12 protein-coding genes and 1 riboswitch are annotated in these 14,357 nt (G+C 62.3%); of the genes, 4 read left to right on the forward strand and 8 right to left on the reverse strand.

Going from position 1 to position 14,357, the window contains the following annotated elements; translation table 11 throughout:
- Window positions 1-74 precede the first annotated feature (74 nt).
- The 4 genes from petA (at window position 75) to JHW44_RS13345 (ending at window position 4,192) form a co-directional block, all read left to right on the forward strand.
- Entirely contained in the window at window positions 75-635 is a 561-nt protein-coding gene (petA, locus tag JHW44_RS13330) for a ubiquinol-cytochrome c reductase iron-sulfur subunit (protein ID WP_089342440.1), read from the forward strand.
- A gap of 14 nt (window positions 636-649) precedes the next feature.
- Complete coding sequence (gene petB / locus JHW44_RS13335) at window positions 650-1,972, forward strand: cytochrome b (protein ID WP_089342439.1); 1,323 nt, start codon at window positions 650-652, stop codon at window positions 1,970-1,972.
- A 12-nt stretch (window positions 1,973-1,984) separates the two neighbouring features.
- Window positions 1,985-3,205 (forward strand): cytochrome c1, encoded by a 1,221-nt coding sequence (locus JHW44_RS13340; RefSeq protein WP_089342438.1) that lies wholly within the window; start codon window positions 1,985-1,987, stop codon window positions 3,203-3,205.
- Between the two features lie 108 nt (window positions 3,206-3,313).
- Window positions 3,314-4,192 (forward strand): ribokinase, encoded by an 879-nt coding sequence (locus tag JHW44_RS13345; protein ID WP_089342437.1) that lies wholly within the window; start codon window positions 3,314-3,316, stop codon window positions 4,190-4,192.
- A gap of 8 nt (window positions 4,193-4,200) precedes the next feature.
- Here the strand turns inward: JHW44_RS13345 and phoB are convergent, their stop codons facing one another.
- From phoB to mutS, 8 genes are all read right to left on the reverse strand, one after another.
- The gene (phoB, locus tag JHW44_RS13350) at window positions 4,201-4,890 is read right to left on the reverse strand and encodes a phosphate regulon transcriptional regulator PhoB (RefSeq protein ID WP_089342436.1); all 690 of its coding nucleotides are present in this window, start codon (window positions 4,888-4,890) and stop codon (window positions 4,201-4,203) included.
- Between the two features lie 4 nt (window positions 4,891-4,894).
- A complete protein-coding gene (gene phoU, locus JHW44_RS13355) occupies window positions 4,895-5,620 on the reverse strand; it encodes a phosphate signaling complex protein PhoU (protein ID WP_089342435.1) in 726 nt (241 codons plus the stop codon).
- A gap of 19 nt (window positions 5,621-5,639) precedes the next feature.
- On the reverse strand, window positions 5,640-6,434 hold the full coding sequence (gene pstB, locus JHW44_RS13360) for a phosphate ABC transporter ATP-binding protein PstB (protein WP_089342836.1): 795 nt from the start codon (window positions 6,432-6,434) through the stop codon (window positions 5,640-5,642).
- A 29-nt stretch (window positions 6,435-6,463) separates the two neighbouring features.
- Window positions 6,464-7,756: a phosphate ABC transporter permease PstA gene (gene pstA / locus JHW44_RS13365; protein ID WP_089342434.1), complete on the reverse strand. Its 1,293-nt coding sequence runs from the start codon at window positions 7,754-7,756 to the stop codon at window positions 6,464-6,466.
- 13 nt (window positions 7,757-7,769) lie between these two features.
- Complete coding sequence (gene pstC, locus JHW44_RS13370; RefSeq protein WP_089342433.1) at window positions 7,770-9,146, reverse strand: phosphate ABC transporter permease subunit PstC; 1,377 nt, start codon at window positions 9,144-9,146, stop codon at window positions 7,770-7,772.
- A 60-nt stretch (window positions 9,147-9,206) separates the two neighbouring features.
- Entirely contained in the window at window positions 9,207-10,256 is a 1,050-nt protein-coding gene (locus tag JHW44_RS13375; RefSeq protein ID WP_089342432.1) for a substrate-binding domain-containing protein, read from the reverse strand.
- A gap of 140 nt (window positions 10,257-10,396) precedes the next feature.
- Entirely contained in the window at window positions 10,397-11,497 is a 1,101-nt protein-coding gene (gene aroC, locus JHW44_RS13380; protein WP_089342431.1) for a chorismate synthase, read from the reverse strand.
- Window positions 11,494-14,130 (reverse strand): DNA mismatch repair protein MutS, encoded by a 2,637-nt coding sequence (gene mutS, locus JHW44_RS13385; RefSeq protein ID WP_089342430.1) that lies wholly within the window; start codon window positions 14,128-14,130, stop codon window positions 11,494-11,496. The genes aroC and mutS overlap by 4 nt, the downstream gene beginning before the upstream one ends.
- A 100-nt stretch (window positions 14,131-14,230) precedes the next feature.
- A riboswitch (TPP riboswitch) is annotated at window positions 14,231-14,332 on the forward strand.
- The last annotated feature ends 25 nt before the right edge of the window (window positions 14,333-14,357 follow it).

A 14,357-nucleotide genomic window follows, 5' to 3' on the forward strand; every position in this document is an offset into this window, starting at 1 on the left:
CGCGAAGGCTGCAATCACTTGCCGCCCAGAATGTCGTATCGGCCGGGCTTCCGGCCCGAAATGGAGTATGATCCGTGTCCCACGCAGATGACCACGTAGGCACCCGGAGGGATTTCCTCTATTATGCCACGGCGGGCGCAGGCACGGTGGCCGCCGGAGCCGCCGCCTGGACGCTTGTGAACCAGATGAATCCCTCGGCTGATGTTCAGGCATTGTCCTCGATCCAGGTCGATGTCAGTGGCGTCGATGTCGGCACCCAGTTGACCGTGAAATGGTTGGGCAAGCCGGTGTTCATTCGCCGCCGGACCGAAACCGAGATCGAGGAAGGTCGCGCCGTTCCGCTGAACGAGCTGATCGACCCGGATGCCGAAAACCTCAACAAGCCGGGCGAGCCCGCCACCGACGAGAACCGCACGCTGGACGAAGCCGGCGAATGGCTGGTCATGATCGGCGTCTGCACCCATCTGGGTTGCGTGCCGATGGGCGACGGTGCCGGTGATTTCGACGGCTGGTTCTGCCCCTGCCACGGATCGCATTACGACACGGCCGGACGTATCCGCAAAGGTCCCGCGCCGCAGAACCTGCATATTCCTGTCGCTGAATTCGTCAACGACACCACCATCAAGCTGGGCTGAGGAGGGCACTGCATATGGCCGGAATTCCGCACGACCATTACGAGCCCAAATCGGGCCCCGAACGCTGGCTGCACCGCCGTTTGCCGGTGGTCGGTCTGCTTTACGACACATTGATGATCCCCACCCCCAAGAACCTGAACTGGATGTGGATCTGGGGCATCGTCCTGACATTCTGCCTGGCGCTGCAGATCGTCACCGGCATCGTTCTGGTGATGCATTACACGCCCCATGTCGATCTGGCCTTCGCCAGCGTCGAACATATCATGCGTGACGTGAATGGCGGCTATATGCTGCGCTATCTGCATGCCAATGGCGCATCGCTGTTCTTCCTTGCGGTCTACCTGCATATCTTCCGCGGCCTCTACTATGGTAGCTACAAGGCCCCGCGCGAGGTGACATGGATCATCGGCATGCTGATCTATCTGGCCATGATGGCCACGGCGTTCATGGGCTATGTGCTGCCCTGGGGTCAGATGTCCTTCTGGGGCGCGACGGTGATCACCGGCCTGTTCGGCGCGATTCCGGGCATTGGCGAACCCATCCAGACCTGGCTGCTTGGCGGACCGGCGGTGGATAACGCCACGCTGAACCGCTTCTTCTCGCTGCATTACCTGCTGCCCTTCGTGATCGCGGCGCTTGTCGTCGTCCACATCTGGGCGTTCCACACGACCGGCAACAACAACCCGACCGGCGTCGAAGTGCGGCGCACCAGCCGGGAAGAGGCCGAGAAAGATACCCTGCCCTTCTGGCCCTATTTCGTCATCAAGGACCTGTTTGCACTGGCTGTCATTCTGGTCGTGTTCTTTGCCGTGGTCGGCTTCATGCCGAACTACCTGGGACACCCGGACAACTATGTCGAGGCGAACCCGCTGGCGACTCCGGCGCATATCGTGCCCGAATGGTACTTCCTGCCGTTCTACGCCATCCTTCGTGCCTTCACCTCGGATGTCTGGGTCGTGCAATTGGTCAACTTCCTGTCCTTTGGCATCATCGACGCCAAGTTCTTCGGGGTTCTGGCAATGTTCGGTGCCATCATCGTCATGGCGCTGGTGCCCTGGCTGGATACCAGCCGCGTACGCTCGGGCCGTTTCCGCCCGCAGTTCAAGTGGTGGTTCTGGCTGGTCGCCGTCGACTTCGTGATCCTGATGTGGGTCGGAGCCATGCCGGCAGAGGGCATCTATCCCTATATCGCTCTGGCCGGTGCGGCCTATTGGTTCGCCTATTTCCTCGTCATCCTGCCCCTGCTGGGCGTGATCGAGAAGCCCGAGCCGATGCCCGCGACGATCGAAGAAGATTTTCTCGCCCATTACGACGCGCCCAAGCGCATGGCCGAGTAAGGAGTGCCATCAATGACCTTGAGAACCAAGACGCTCACGGCTGTTGCGGCCCTGACCCTCTCTGCGACCGGCTTTGCGCTGGCGCAGGAGACCGCGACACCTGCGCCGACCGAGCAGGCAGCGGAGCAGGCGCCGGTCGCCCCCGCCGCTGAAGCCGCCGCTCCCGAAGCGGTCGAAGCCCCCGCAGACGCGGCGGCTGACGGCACGGCGGATGACGCTGCACCGGAGAGCACCGTCGCCGAGCAGCAGGACGCGGCCGAACTGCAGCCCACGGAATCGGCGGATCAGCCCGCCGCCGAGGAAGAACTGCAGGATGAAGCTGCCCCGTCGGCTGACGAGATGGCCATCGAAGAAAGCGCTGCCGAGCAGGACGCTGCGGCAGGCGATGACGCCGAAACCGCGGTTGAAGAGGAATCGGCAGCGGCTCCGACGGAAGCCATGGAAGCCGAGTCCCATGCTGAAGAGCATGCCGAGGAACACGCCGAAGAAGAAGAACACGGCAGCAGCCATGGCGGCGGCCATATCGAGGATATCTCCTACAGCTTCGAGGGCCCCTTCGGCAAATTCGACCAGTTCCAGCTGCAGCGCGGCCTGCAGGTCTATACCGAGGTCTGCTCGGCCTGCCACGGCATGAAATTCGTGCCGCTGCGGACCCTGCATGACGAAGGTGGCCCGGCACTGCCGGAAGATCAGGTGCGTGCCTATGCTGCCAATTTCGACATCACCGACCCTGAAACCGGCGAGGATCGTCCGCGCCTGCCGACCGATCACTTCCCCACGGTCACCGGTGACGGCATGGGCCCGGACCTGTCCCTGATGGCCAAGGCCCGCGCGGGCTTCCACGGCCCCTATGGGACCGGGATCAACCAACTGTTCAAAGGCATCGGCGGACCCGAATACATCCATGCGATCCTGACCAGCTATACCGGCGAGGAAATGGAACAGGCAGGCAGCGTCTTCTATGAAAACACCGCCTTCTCGACCGGCTACATCGCCATGCCTCCCCCGCTTTCGGATGACTTGGTGACCTATGAGGACGGAACTCCGGCCACGGTCGATCAGATGGCACGCGACGTCGCGGCCTTCCTGATGTGGACGGCAGAGCCGAAGATGATGGACCGCAAGATGGTCGGCCTGGTCTCGGTTCTGTTCCTGATCGTTCTCAGCGCCCTGCTCTATCTGACCAACAAGCGGATCTGGGCACCGCACAAGGGCAAGAAGCAACACGCCTGATATTCCGGCCATTGCATCGACACAAAGCGCGCCCCATCGGGCGCGCTTTTTCTTGTCTGGACAAGCCCAGGCTGCGGCGGTCAGATAACTTCAACAAGGGAATGAACCATGGCAATCTGGAATCTGGGTTCGATCAATATCGATCACGTCTACCGTCTGGCGCATCTGCCCCAGCCCGGCGAAACCATCGCGGCACAAGGCTATGCCCTTGGCCTTGGCGGAAAGGGTGCCAACCAGTCGATCGCCGCAGCGCGCGCGGGCGCGTCAACACTGCATCTTGGCGCCATGTCGGATGGCGATGATTGGGTGCCCCGACGCCTTGTCGACTATGGTGTTCAGACCCATCTGATCCAAAGGCAGCCGGGACAGACAACGGGCCATGCCATCATCTTGCTGGAAAGCTCGGGCGAGAATTCGATCGTGATCCATCCCGGCGCGAATCGTCAGATCGATTCCGCCGCCCTGATGGCAGCCATGGACGAAATCACCGCTGCCGACACGCTGCTGCTGCAGAATGAAACCAGCCTTCAGGTCCAGGCCGCACAGGCTGCGCGCGCCAAGGGAGCGAAGGTCATCTACTCTGCCGCGCCTTTCGACCTGCAGGCCTTGCGCGAGGTTCTGCCCTATGTCTCGGTCCTGGCCATGAATGCAGGAGAGGCCGAGCAATTATTCGCAGCCATGCCCGGCGAGATTCCCGTGGAGGGGTTGCTGATCACGCGCGGCGCCGAGGGCGCGGAATATCGCGACCTGACCACAGGCGAGACCACCCATCAGCCTGCCTTTGCCGTACGCCCCGTGGACACGACCGGGGCCGGAGATACCTTTGCCGGCTATTTCGCCGCCGCACGGGATGGGGGCGCAACCATTGCAGCGGCGCTGGAACTGGCCGCAGCTGCCGCTGCGCTGAAGGTCACGCGCGCGGGCGCGGGCGATGCCATCCCGACATATGACGAGGTGCAGGAGTTTCTGCAGAGCTTCCCCGGCTGACGCCGGTCTCAGCCCAAGGCATATCCGGTGCCGCGCACGGTGCGAACCGGATTGTCACCGCCATTCTGCATCAGCGCCTTGCGCAGACGCCCGACATGAACATCGATGGTGCGGGTATCGACATAGATGTCACGCCCCCAGACCCGGTCCAGCAGTTGTTCACGCGACCAGACCCGCCCCGGCTTTTCCATCAATGTGGACAGCAGCCGGAATTCGGTCGGCCCCAGATGCAGCGGCTGACCACCGCGAAAGACGCGATGTTCGGCGGCATCCAGAATGATATCGCCGAAGCTGAGCCGTTCCCCCATGCTGGCGGGACGGGTGCGGCGCAGCTGCGTGCGCAGCCGTGCCATCAGCTCGACCACGGAATAGGGTTTGACGACATAGTCGTCGGCCCCGGTTTCCAGCCCGCGCACGCGGTCGGTTTCCTCGCCACGTGCCGACAGCATGATGATGGGAATGCCGCGGGTCGCGGGATCTGCCTTGACCTGACGGCAGACTTCGATGCCGCTGACCTTGGGAAGCATCCAGTCCAGAACCAGCAGATCGGGCTGCTCCTCCTGAACCAGCAACAGCGCATCCTCGCCGTTGTCGGCAACCACAACCTCGAAACCTTCGGCTTCGAGGTTGTATTGCAGAACCTCGCGCTGTGCGCCCTCATCCTCGACGACCAGAACACAGGGGCTTTGTCGCGCCATAGACTTAGTCTCCCGCCAGGGCCGCTCCGTCACCGGTCGGAACGTTGTTTGATTTTGGGCGTGGATCATCCGGAAGTTCTCCCGTGACAAGATATATGACCTGTTCGGCAATCGATGTCGCGTGATCGCCCATCCGTTCGGTGTTCTTGGCGATGAAATGCAGATGCATGCAGGCGGTAATGTTGCGCGGGTCTTCCATCATATGGGTCAGGAACTCGCGGAACAGCGCGTTATACATCTGGTCGACCTCCAGATCGCGCATGCGGACATCTTCGGCCAGTTCCGCGTCGCGGCGGATATAGCTGTCCAAGGCGTCCTGAAGCATCTTGTTGACCGCCGCACTCATCCGGCGCAGCGCCAGCCCCGAGCCCTCGATTGCGGGCATATGCGACAGGACATCGGTGCGTTTGGCGATATTCTTGGCATAATCGCCGCAGCGCTCCAGCGAAGCGCCGATCTTGATCACCGCCAGAACCATGCGCAGATCGGTGGCTGTCGGTGCCCGCAGCGCGATCAGACGGGCGGCATCCTCGTTGATCTGCGCTTCCATCAGGTCGATGGCCTTGTCGCGGCGCCGGACCTGTTCGGCCAGTTCCTCGTCACGGTTTTCCAATGCCGTGGCTGCGTCATTGATGGCGGCCTCGACCATGCCACCCATCTTGACGACCAGCGCCTGGATGGTTTCCAGATCGCGGTCGAATGCCGAAGAGATATGTTTGTCGCGGTTCATTGTGCCAGCCTCCTGATCGTCAACCGATCCGGCCCGAGATATAGGCCTCGGTCCGCGAATCCTTCGGTTTGGTAAAGATGTCGTCGGTGTCGCCATATTCCACCAGATTGCCAAGGTGGAAGAAGGCGGTTTTCTGACTGACCCGCGCTGCCTGCTGCATGGAATGCGTGACGATCACCACCGAAAACTGCGTGCGCAGCTGCTCGATCAGCTCCTCGACCTGACCGGTCGCGATCGGGTCCAGAGCCGAGCAGGGCTCATCCATCAACAGCACCTCGGGCGCGGTCGCCACAGCCCGCGCAATGCACAGACGCTGTTGCTGACCACCCGACAGGCCGGTGCCCGGTTCCTGCAGGCGATCCTTGACTTCGTTCCATAGGGCTGCGCCACGCAGCGACTGTTCGACGATATCATCCAACTCGTCACGATTGCGCGCCAGACCGTGGATACGCGGCCCATAGGCGACATTGTCAAAGATGGATTTCGGGAAGGGATTCGGCTTCTGGAACACCATGCCGACGCGGGCGCGCAGCTGCACCGGGTCGATGCGGCGGTCATAGATATCCTGGCCGTCCAGCCTGATCTCTCCCTCGATGCGGGCAATCGGAATGGTGTCATTCATCCGGTTGATGCAGCGCAAAAAGGTCGATTTTCCGCAGCCGGACGGACCGATAAAGGCGGTGACCGTCTTGTCCAGAATTTCGACATTCACATCCTTGATGGCATGTTTGTCGCCGTAATAGACCTGCACATTCCTTGCCGAGATCTTGATTTCGTCCTGGTCCACGGCGTTCTCCACTCGGTCTCGGTTCATGTCATACATCTCTGGCCTCCTTTCAGCCCTTACCAGCGGCGCTCAAAACGGCTGCGCAGGAAGATGGCGATTGCGTTCATCATCACGAGAAAGCCCAACAGCACCAGAATAGCGGCCGAAGTGCGTGCAACGAAACCCCGTTCCGGGCTGTCGGCCCAGATGAAGATCTGCGTCGGCAGCGCTGTCGAGGCATCAAAGGGCGTTGCCGGTGCCGCCGTCACAAAGGCATTCATGCCGATCAGCAGCAGCGGTGCCGTTTCCCCAAGGGCCTGCGCCAGGCCGATGATCGTGCCGGTCAGGATGCCCGGCATGGCCAGAGGCAGGACGTGACCAAAGACCACCTGCTGCTTGGAGGCGCCGATTCCCAGCGCCGCCTCGCGGATCGAGGGCGGCACCGCCTTCAACGCCGCACGGGTGGCGATGATGATCGTCGGCAGCGTCATCAGCGCCAGCGTCAGCCCGCCGACAAAGGGCGCAGACCTTGGCATCCCGAACCAGCCCAGAAACACCGCCAGGGCAAGCAGGCCGAAAACGACCGAGGGCACGGCGGCCAGATTGTTGATATTCACCTCGATCACATCGCTGAACCGGTTCTTGGGCGCGAATTCCTCAAGATAGATCGCAGCGCCGATTCCCAGCGGAAAAGAGATCAGAAAGCAGACAAGCAGCGCATAAGCCGAACCGATGATCGCACCGCGCAGACCGGCGAGTTCAGGAAAGCGGGAATCCGCATTGGTGATCAGCCCCCAGTTCAGCGGCAGGGTGATGCGGCCCTGATCCTTCAATTCCTGAAAGGCGGCAATATCCGCATCGCTGAGGCGTCGATGCGATTCATCCGAATCGACATCCACATTGCCCTTGTTCAGCTGATCATAGGGGTCCGAGACCGGCACATTGATTTCGACCGATCTGCCGATCAGCGAGGGATCGGCCACGACCTCGTCACGCACCAGGAACTGGGCGGCATTGGACAGGATGCCCGAAAGCCCCTTCAGTTCCGAACTGTCTGCCTCGGGGAAAGTCCCCTGCATCGCGTCGCGCATGATGCGGCGATAATTTCCCTTTGCCGGGTTCTCGGGATCGACCAGTTCGGCCGAAACCGGAACCTCGATTGCAACATGGGTCTGACGGAACGCCTGCGTCCCACCCGAGATCAGCGTCCACAGCAGGATCGCCAGCATCAGGAATGCCAATCCGATCGCGCCCAGACCAAGACCGCGAAGGATCGTCTCGTTCCGGCGACGGCGGGACAGGTTCTTGCGGAACCGCTCCGAGGTCCAGTCATGGTTGCGCGCCAGAGAGCCGCTTGATTGATCGGTCATGTCGCTTCGAGCCTCAGTCATAGAGTTCACGGTATTTGTGCACGACGCGCAGGGCGACGATATTGATCAGCAGGGTCACGATGAACAGCATCAGACCCAGCGCAAAGGCGGCCAGTGTCTTGGGGCTGTCAAAGGCGGTGTCGCCGATCAGCAGGGTCACGATCTGAACGGTCACCGTGGTGACACTGTCCAGCGGGTTGATCGTCATCTTGGCAATAAGACCCGCCGCCATCACCACGATCATGGTTTCACCGATGGCACGGCTGATGGCCAGAAGAACGCCCCCGACGATGCCCGGGATGGCCGCCGGGAACAGCACCTTCAACACGGTTTCCGAGCGCGTCGCACCCAGGGCCATGCTGCCGTCGCGCAGGCTGCCGGGAACCGCTGACAGCGCATCATCGGCGAAGGAGGAAATGAACGGGATCAGCATGATCCCCATGACCCCGCCCGCGGCAAGCGCAGTATTGGGGGCCACCGGAATCCCCAGCGCCTCGCCCCAGGCGCGGATTGCCGGGGCCACGGTCAGAATGGCAAAGAAGCCGTAAACAACGGTCGGGATGCCCGCCAGGATCTCGAGGACCGGCTTGGCAACGGCGCGAAAGCGCTTGCTGGCAAATTCGTTCAGATAGATCGCCGACATCAGCCCGACCGGAACGGCGATCATGATCGCGACAAAGGTAATGACCAGCGTGCCCATCAGCACCGGAAGCCAGCCGAATGCGCCTTCTGCGGCAATCTGATCGGCACGGATCGGCATCTGCGGTTCCCACTGGGTGCCAAAGAGGAAATCGGTTAGCGGCACCATCTGGAAGAAGCGGATCGATTCAAAGACCAGCGACAGGACGATGCCCAGGGTCACGAAGATGGCCGCGACAGAACAGGAAATCAGCAGCCCGAGAATGATCCGCTCGACCGCCTGACGGGCCCGGAAATGGGCCGAGACCGACCTGCGCGTCACGTAGAGCGCGGCGGCAATCACCGCGGCAACAACCGCGACCAGCAACCAGCCCGAAAGCGCCCACAGCAGGTTCAGCCGCGCGGCGGCATCGATCTTCCACTGCTCGGGGGTGCCAAAGATCCGTCCCTGCGAAATCGACTGGATCTCGCTTTGAACCAACTGGCGTGCGCCATGGTCCAATGAATCCAGCGCTTCATGGGGCAGACCTGCCATCACGATCGAGTTGATGACCGCCCCCTGCAGGGCCAGCCACAAGAGTGTGACCACGATGGCGGGCACCAGAACGGCCAATGCAGCATACAATCCGTGGAACATTCCCAGAGAATGGAGACGTTGCCCGCCGTCGCGCAGGGCCAATGCGGCCCGTCTGTTCATCATATATCCAGCAAGCGCCGCCGTAAGCAGCATCGCAAAGGCTATTCCCGTCATCGCGACCTCGTGCAAAATTGCCCCGCCCGGATGGTTCCGGGCGGGGCTGGTAAGAAATGGTTACTCGGTCACTTCAAGCTTGACCGAACCGGTCGTGACAGCTTCCTGCAGCGCAGCGCGTTCGGCGTCATCCAATGCGACCAGACCACGCTCTTCCAGATATCCACCGGGTGCCAGGGCGTTTTCCGACATGTATTCCTCGACGAATTCCTGCAGATTCGGGATCACGCCGCGATGCGCGTTCTTGACGTAGAAGAACAGCGGACGCGACAGCGGATAGTCCCCCGAAGCAATGGTCTCCATCGTAGACTCGACGCCGTTCAGCTTGACGTCTTTCAGCGTGTCCCGGTTTTCGAACAGGAAGGAATAGCCAAAGATGCCCAGGGCGTTGGGGTCGCTGTTCAGACGCTGCACGATCAGATTGTCGTTTTCACCAGCTTCGATGAACGGACCGTCGGTGCGCATGCGCGAGCAGTTTTCCTTGACCCAGTCGTCATTGCCCGAAGCTTCGGCGATGGCCTCGATTTCCTCGATCGATTCACAGCCGGCATGCATGGCCAGCTCGACGAAAGCATCGCGGGTCCCCGAGGTCGGGGGCGGGCCCAGAACAACGATATCGGTGTCGGGCAGCGAGCTGTCGATTTCCGACCATTTCGTATAGGGGTTCGCAACCATCTTGCCGTCCTGGGGCACTTCGGCGGCCAGAGCCATGAAGACCTGGGCCAGCGTCAGGTTCCAGTCGGTCTCATTCTCGCGGCTGACGGCCAGCGACAGACCGTCATATCCGATCAGGGCTTCCGAGATATCGGTCACGCCATTGCTGACGCAGAGATCGTATTCCGATTTCTTCATGGCGCGCGAAGCACCGGTCAGATCGGCGGTATCTTCACCAATGCCCTCGCAGAAGATCTGCATGCCACCACCGGTGCCGGTCGATTCGACGATCGGCGCGGGCGCTCCGGTCTGATTGGCGAATTCTTCTGCCACGGCTTGGGTATAGGGGAAAACGGTCGACGAACCGACGATGCGGATCTGGTCGCGTGCAGCGGCGGCGGTCGCCGAAACCGCGATCAATGCAATCGCCGATACGGTGAATTTCGTGGTGTTCATGGATCACTCCTGGGTCGGTCATTTCCCTGAAAGGGCTGCCCCCGACCTAAGCGTGAAGAATGACGCTCACACGACAAATAGATGACAGTTATGTAACAGCACCGACCAGAAGCCCGGCCGACACCCTGCGGTTGTCACATTCAGCCGATTTCACCACGTTTCCCGCCGGTCTGGGCACGATCCATCATCAGATGATCCAACAGGACGCAGGCAGCCATGGCCTCGGCCACCGGCACGGCACGGATTCCGACGCAGGGATCATGACGGCCCTTGGTGATCAGATCGACCTCCTGCCCATGCTGGTTGATCGTCTTGCGTGGCGTTGTGATCGAACTGGTCGGCTTGACCGAAAAGCGCACCGCGATGTCCTGCCCGGTCGAGATTCCGCCCAGAATCCCCCCCGCGTGATTGGACAGGAACTGCGGACCGTCCGGACCCATGCGGATTTCATCGGCATTTTCCGTGCCCGTCAGCGCGGCGGCAGCCATGCCTTCGCCGATTTCGACGCCCTTGACCGCGTTGATCGACATCATGGCTGCTGCCAGATCGGTATCCAGCTTGGCATAGACGGGGGCACCCAGCCCGGCGGGACAGCCCTGGATCAGCACTTCGAGCGCCGCGCCGACGCTGTTCCGGGATTTGCGGATGCCATCCAGATAATCCGACCATGCCTGGACTGCGGTCGCATCGGGCAGAAAGAACGGGTTGCCGGAAATGGCCTGCGGATCAAAGCGGGCGCGATCCAGATGCATCTCGCCCATCTGCACCATGTAGCCGGTGATCTTCAGTTCGGGCAGCAGATGCGCCAACACCGCCTGCGCCACACCGCCCGCCGCGACCCGCGCAGCGGTTTCGCGCGCGCTGGAACGCCCGCCGCCGCGATAATCGCGCAGGCCGTATTTCAGATGATAGCTGATATCGGCATGGCCGGGGCGAAAGCTGGTCGCGATCTCGCCGTAATCCTTGGAGCGCTGGTCGGTGTTTTCAATCATCAGCTGGATCGGCGTGCCGGTGGTGCGACCCTCGAACACGCCCGACAGGATGCGCACCTGATCGGGTTCCTTGCGCTGGGTCGTGTGTTTCGACGTGCCGGGGCGCCGACGGTCCAGGAACTGCTGGATGAACTCTTCGCTCAGCGGCACGCCGGGCGGTGTCCCATCGACGGTCGCGCCAAGCGCAGGACCGTGGCTTTCTCCCCAGGTGGTGAACCGGAATTCGCGACCGAAAGTGTTATAGCTCATGCGGTATCTCCGGACAGGGATTTGAGTTCATAGATCAGTTCCAGCGCCTCGCGCGGGGACATTGCATCGGGATGCACGTCTTTCAACCGCGCGTCCAGAGGGCTGGCCTGACTTTTGGCGGGCTGGGCCACAGGGGGCGCGGCGCGAAACAGCGGCAGATCATCGATCAGGGCTGCCGGGCGCGAGGCCCCCTGGCGTTCACCAGATTCCAGCGCATCCAGAACTTCGCGCGCGCGCTCGACCACCGAAGCGGGCAGCCCGGCCAGCCGCGCCACCTGCACCCCATAACTGCGATCTGCCGCGCCCTTGCGCACCTCGTGCAGGAAGATCACATCGCCTTCCCATTCGCGCACGGCCACAGTCGCATTTTCAACCCCGTCCAGACGCGCGGAAAGGGCCGTCATCTCGTGGTAATGGGTGGCAAACAGGGCGCGACAACGATTGGCGGCGTGCAGATGCTCCATCACCGCCCAGGCAATGGACAGGCCATCCCAGGTCGCCGTGCCGCGCCCGATTTCATCCAGAATCACCAGAGCATGATCATCGGCCTGATTCAGGATCGCCGCGGTTTCCACCATCTCGACCATGAAGGTCGACCGCCCCCGTGCCAGATCATCGGCGGCCCCCACGCGGCTGAACAGCTGGCTGACCAGACCGATATGCGCGCGCCGGGCCGGCACGAAAGAGCCCGCCTGCGCCAGCACCGCGATCAGGGCGTTCTGGCGCAGGAAGGTCGATTTACCCGCCATGTTCGGACCGGTCAGCAGCCAGATTGCAGGTGTTTCCCCGCTGGTCAGGTCGCAGTCATTGGCCACGAAGCTTTCCGATTTGCGCTTCAGCGCACGTTCGACAACAGGGTGACGGCCACCCTCGATCTGAAAGGCACGGCTGTCATCCATCTGCGGACGCGTCCAGCCCTCACCTGCGGCAATATCGGCAAAGGCGGCTGTCAGGTCGATCTCGGCCAGCGCCCGCGCCGCTGTCCCGATCGGACCCGCCTGCGCCAGCACCGCCGAACGCAGCCGGGCGAATATCTCTCGCTCGGTCTCCAGTGCGCGGTCACGGGCATTGAGGATGCGTGTTTCCAGCTCGGACAGTTCCACGGTGGTAAAGCGGATCTGATTGGCCGTGGTCTGGCGATGGATGAAGGTCTCATTCAAGGGCGGCGCCAGCATCTTTTCAGCATGGGTGGCGGTCGTCTCGATGAAATAGCCCAGCACGTTGTTATGCTTGATCTTGAGGCTGCTGACCCCCGAGAGTTCCGCATATTGCGCCTGCATTCCCGCAATCACCGCGCGACCTTCGTCGCGCAGACGCCGGGTCTCGTCCAGATCCTCGTCAAAGCCCGGCGCAACGAAGCCGCCGTCGCGGGCCAGCAACGGCGGTTCGGCGACCAAGGCATCATCCAGAAGATCGATCAGTTCGTCATGGCCGGTCAGATCGGCGGCGGCCTCGCGCAGGATCTGCGCGGAATCCGGTGCCACCGTTTCGGCAATCAGCGCCCCCTGCGTCAGACCAGCGCGGATCGCAGCCAGATCACGCGGGCCGCCGCGCTCCAGCGCCAGACGTGACAGCGCACGGTCCATATCGGGCACGCGGCCAAGGGCCTCGCGCAGATCAGTGGCCAGCCGCCGATCCTCGACCAGTTGCGCCACGGCGTCCTGCCGGGCCTGTATCAGCGCCAGATCCCGCGACGGCGCACTGATGCGCCGCTCCAGCAAGCGTCCACCTGCTGCCGTCACCGTGCGGTCAATCGCCGTCAGCAGCGAACCTTCGCGGCCACCGGACAGGGCCTGCGTCAGCTCCAGATTGCGCCGGGTTGCCGCATCGATCTGCATCGCCCCTCCCGCGGATTCGCGGACCGGTGGGCGCATCAGCGGCAGTTTGCCCTTTTGAGTCATATCCAGGTAGTCGACGATCGCACCCATTGCCGACAGTTCGGCGCGTTCAAAGCTGCCAAAGCCGTCCAATGTTTCCACGCCGTAAAGCGCACAAAGCCTGCGCGCGCCGGCGGTGCTGTCAAAGGCGCCTGCAGGCAGATCGGTCAGTTGCGCGTCGGATTCGGCCGCCAGATCTTCCAGCCCCGATCCCTCGAGCGCCAGCAATTCGCGCGGTGCCAGCCGCGCCAGTTCCGGCGCAAGGCGCGACAGGGGACAGGGCATGACCTGAAATGCGCCGGTCGAAATGTCCACCCATGCCAGCGCTCCTTCCTCGCGGATCTGCGCGAAGGCTGCCAGAAAGTTGTGACGCCGCGCCTCCAGCAGGGTTTCCTCGGTCAGCGTGCCCGGCGTCACCAACCGCACGACATCGCGCGCCACGACCGATTTCGAGCCGCGCTTGCGGGCCTCGGCCGGGTCTTCCATCTGTTCCGCAATGGCAACGCGAAAGCCCTTGCGGATCAGGGTCAGCAGGTAACCTTCGGCCGCATGGACCGGCACGCCGCACATCGGGATCGGCTGTCCGCCATGCGTGCCTCTCTTGGTCAGGGCGATGTCCAGCGCGGCGGCGGCCTGCACTGCGTCATCAAAGAACATCTCGTAGAAATCGCCCATACGATAGAACAGAAGCGCGCCGGGGTTCGCCTCGCGGATCGCAAGATATTGCGCCATCATCGGGGTGGGCTGATCGCTCATGGGGGTCCTTCATCTGCGGTTAGAGGCGGTTCTAGCTGTCTGCGCCCGGCTTGAAAACCGCGCTTTCACCTTGCAGCATTCATCCGCCGCACTATGTTCATCGCATACCTCGGGGGGCCCGGCACCGGGCTGAGACGCGATTCGCGGACCCGTTGAACCTGATCCGGTTAGCGCCGGCGGAGGGAAGGTTTCGCTGTCCTTTCTTTCGCAATCAGAACCTGAAAGGA

Origin of the sequence: Paracoccus seriniphilus (assembly GCF_028553745.1) — a bacterium.
Taxonomy (GTDB): Bacteria; Pseudomonadota; Alphaproteobacteria; order Rhodobacterales; family Rhodobacteraceae; genus Paracoccus; species Paracoccus seriniphilus.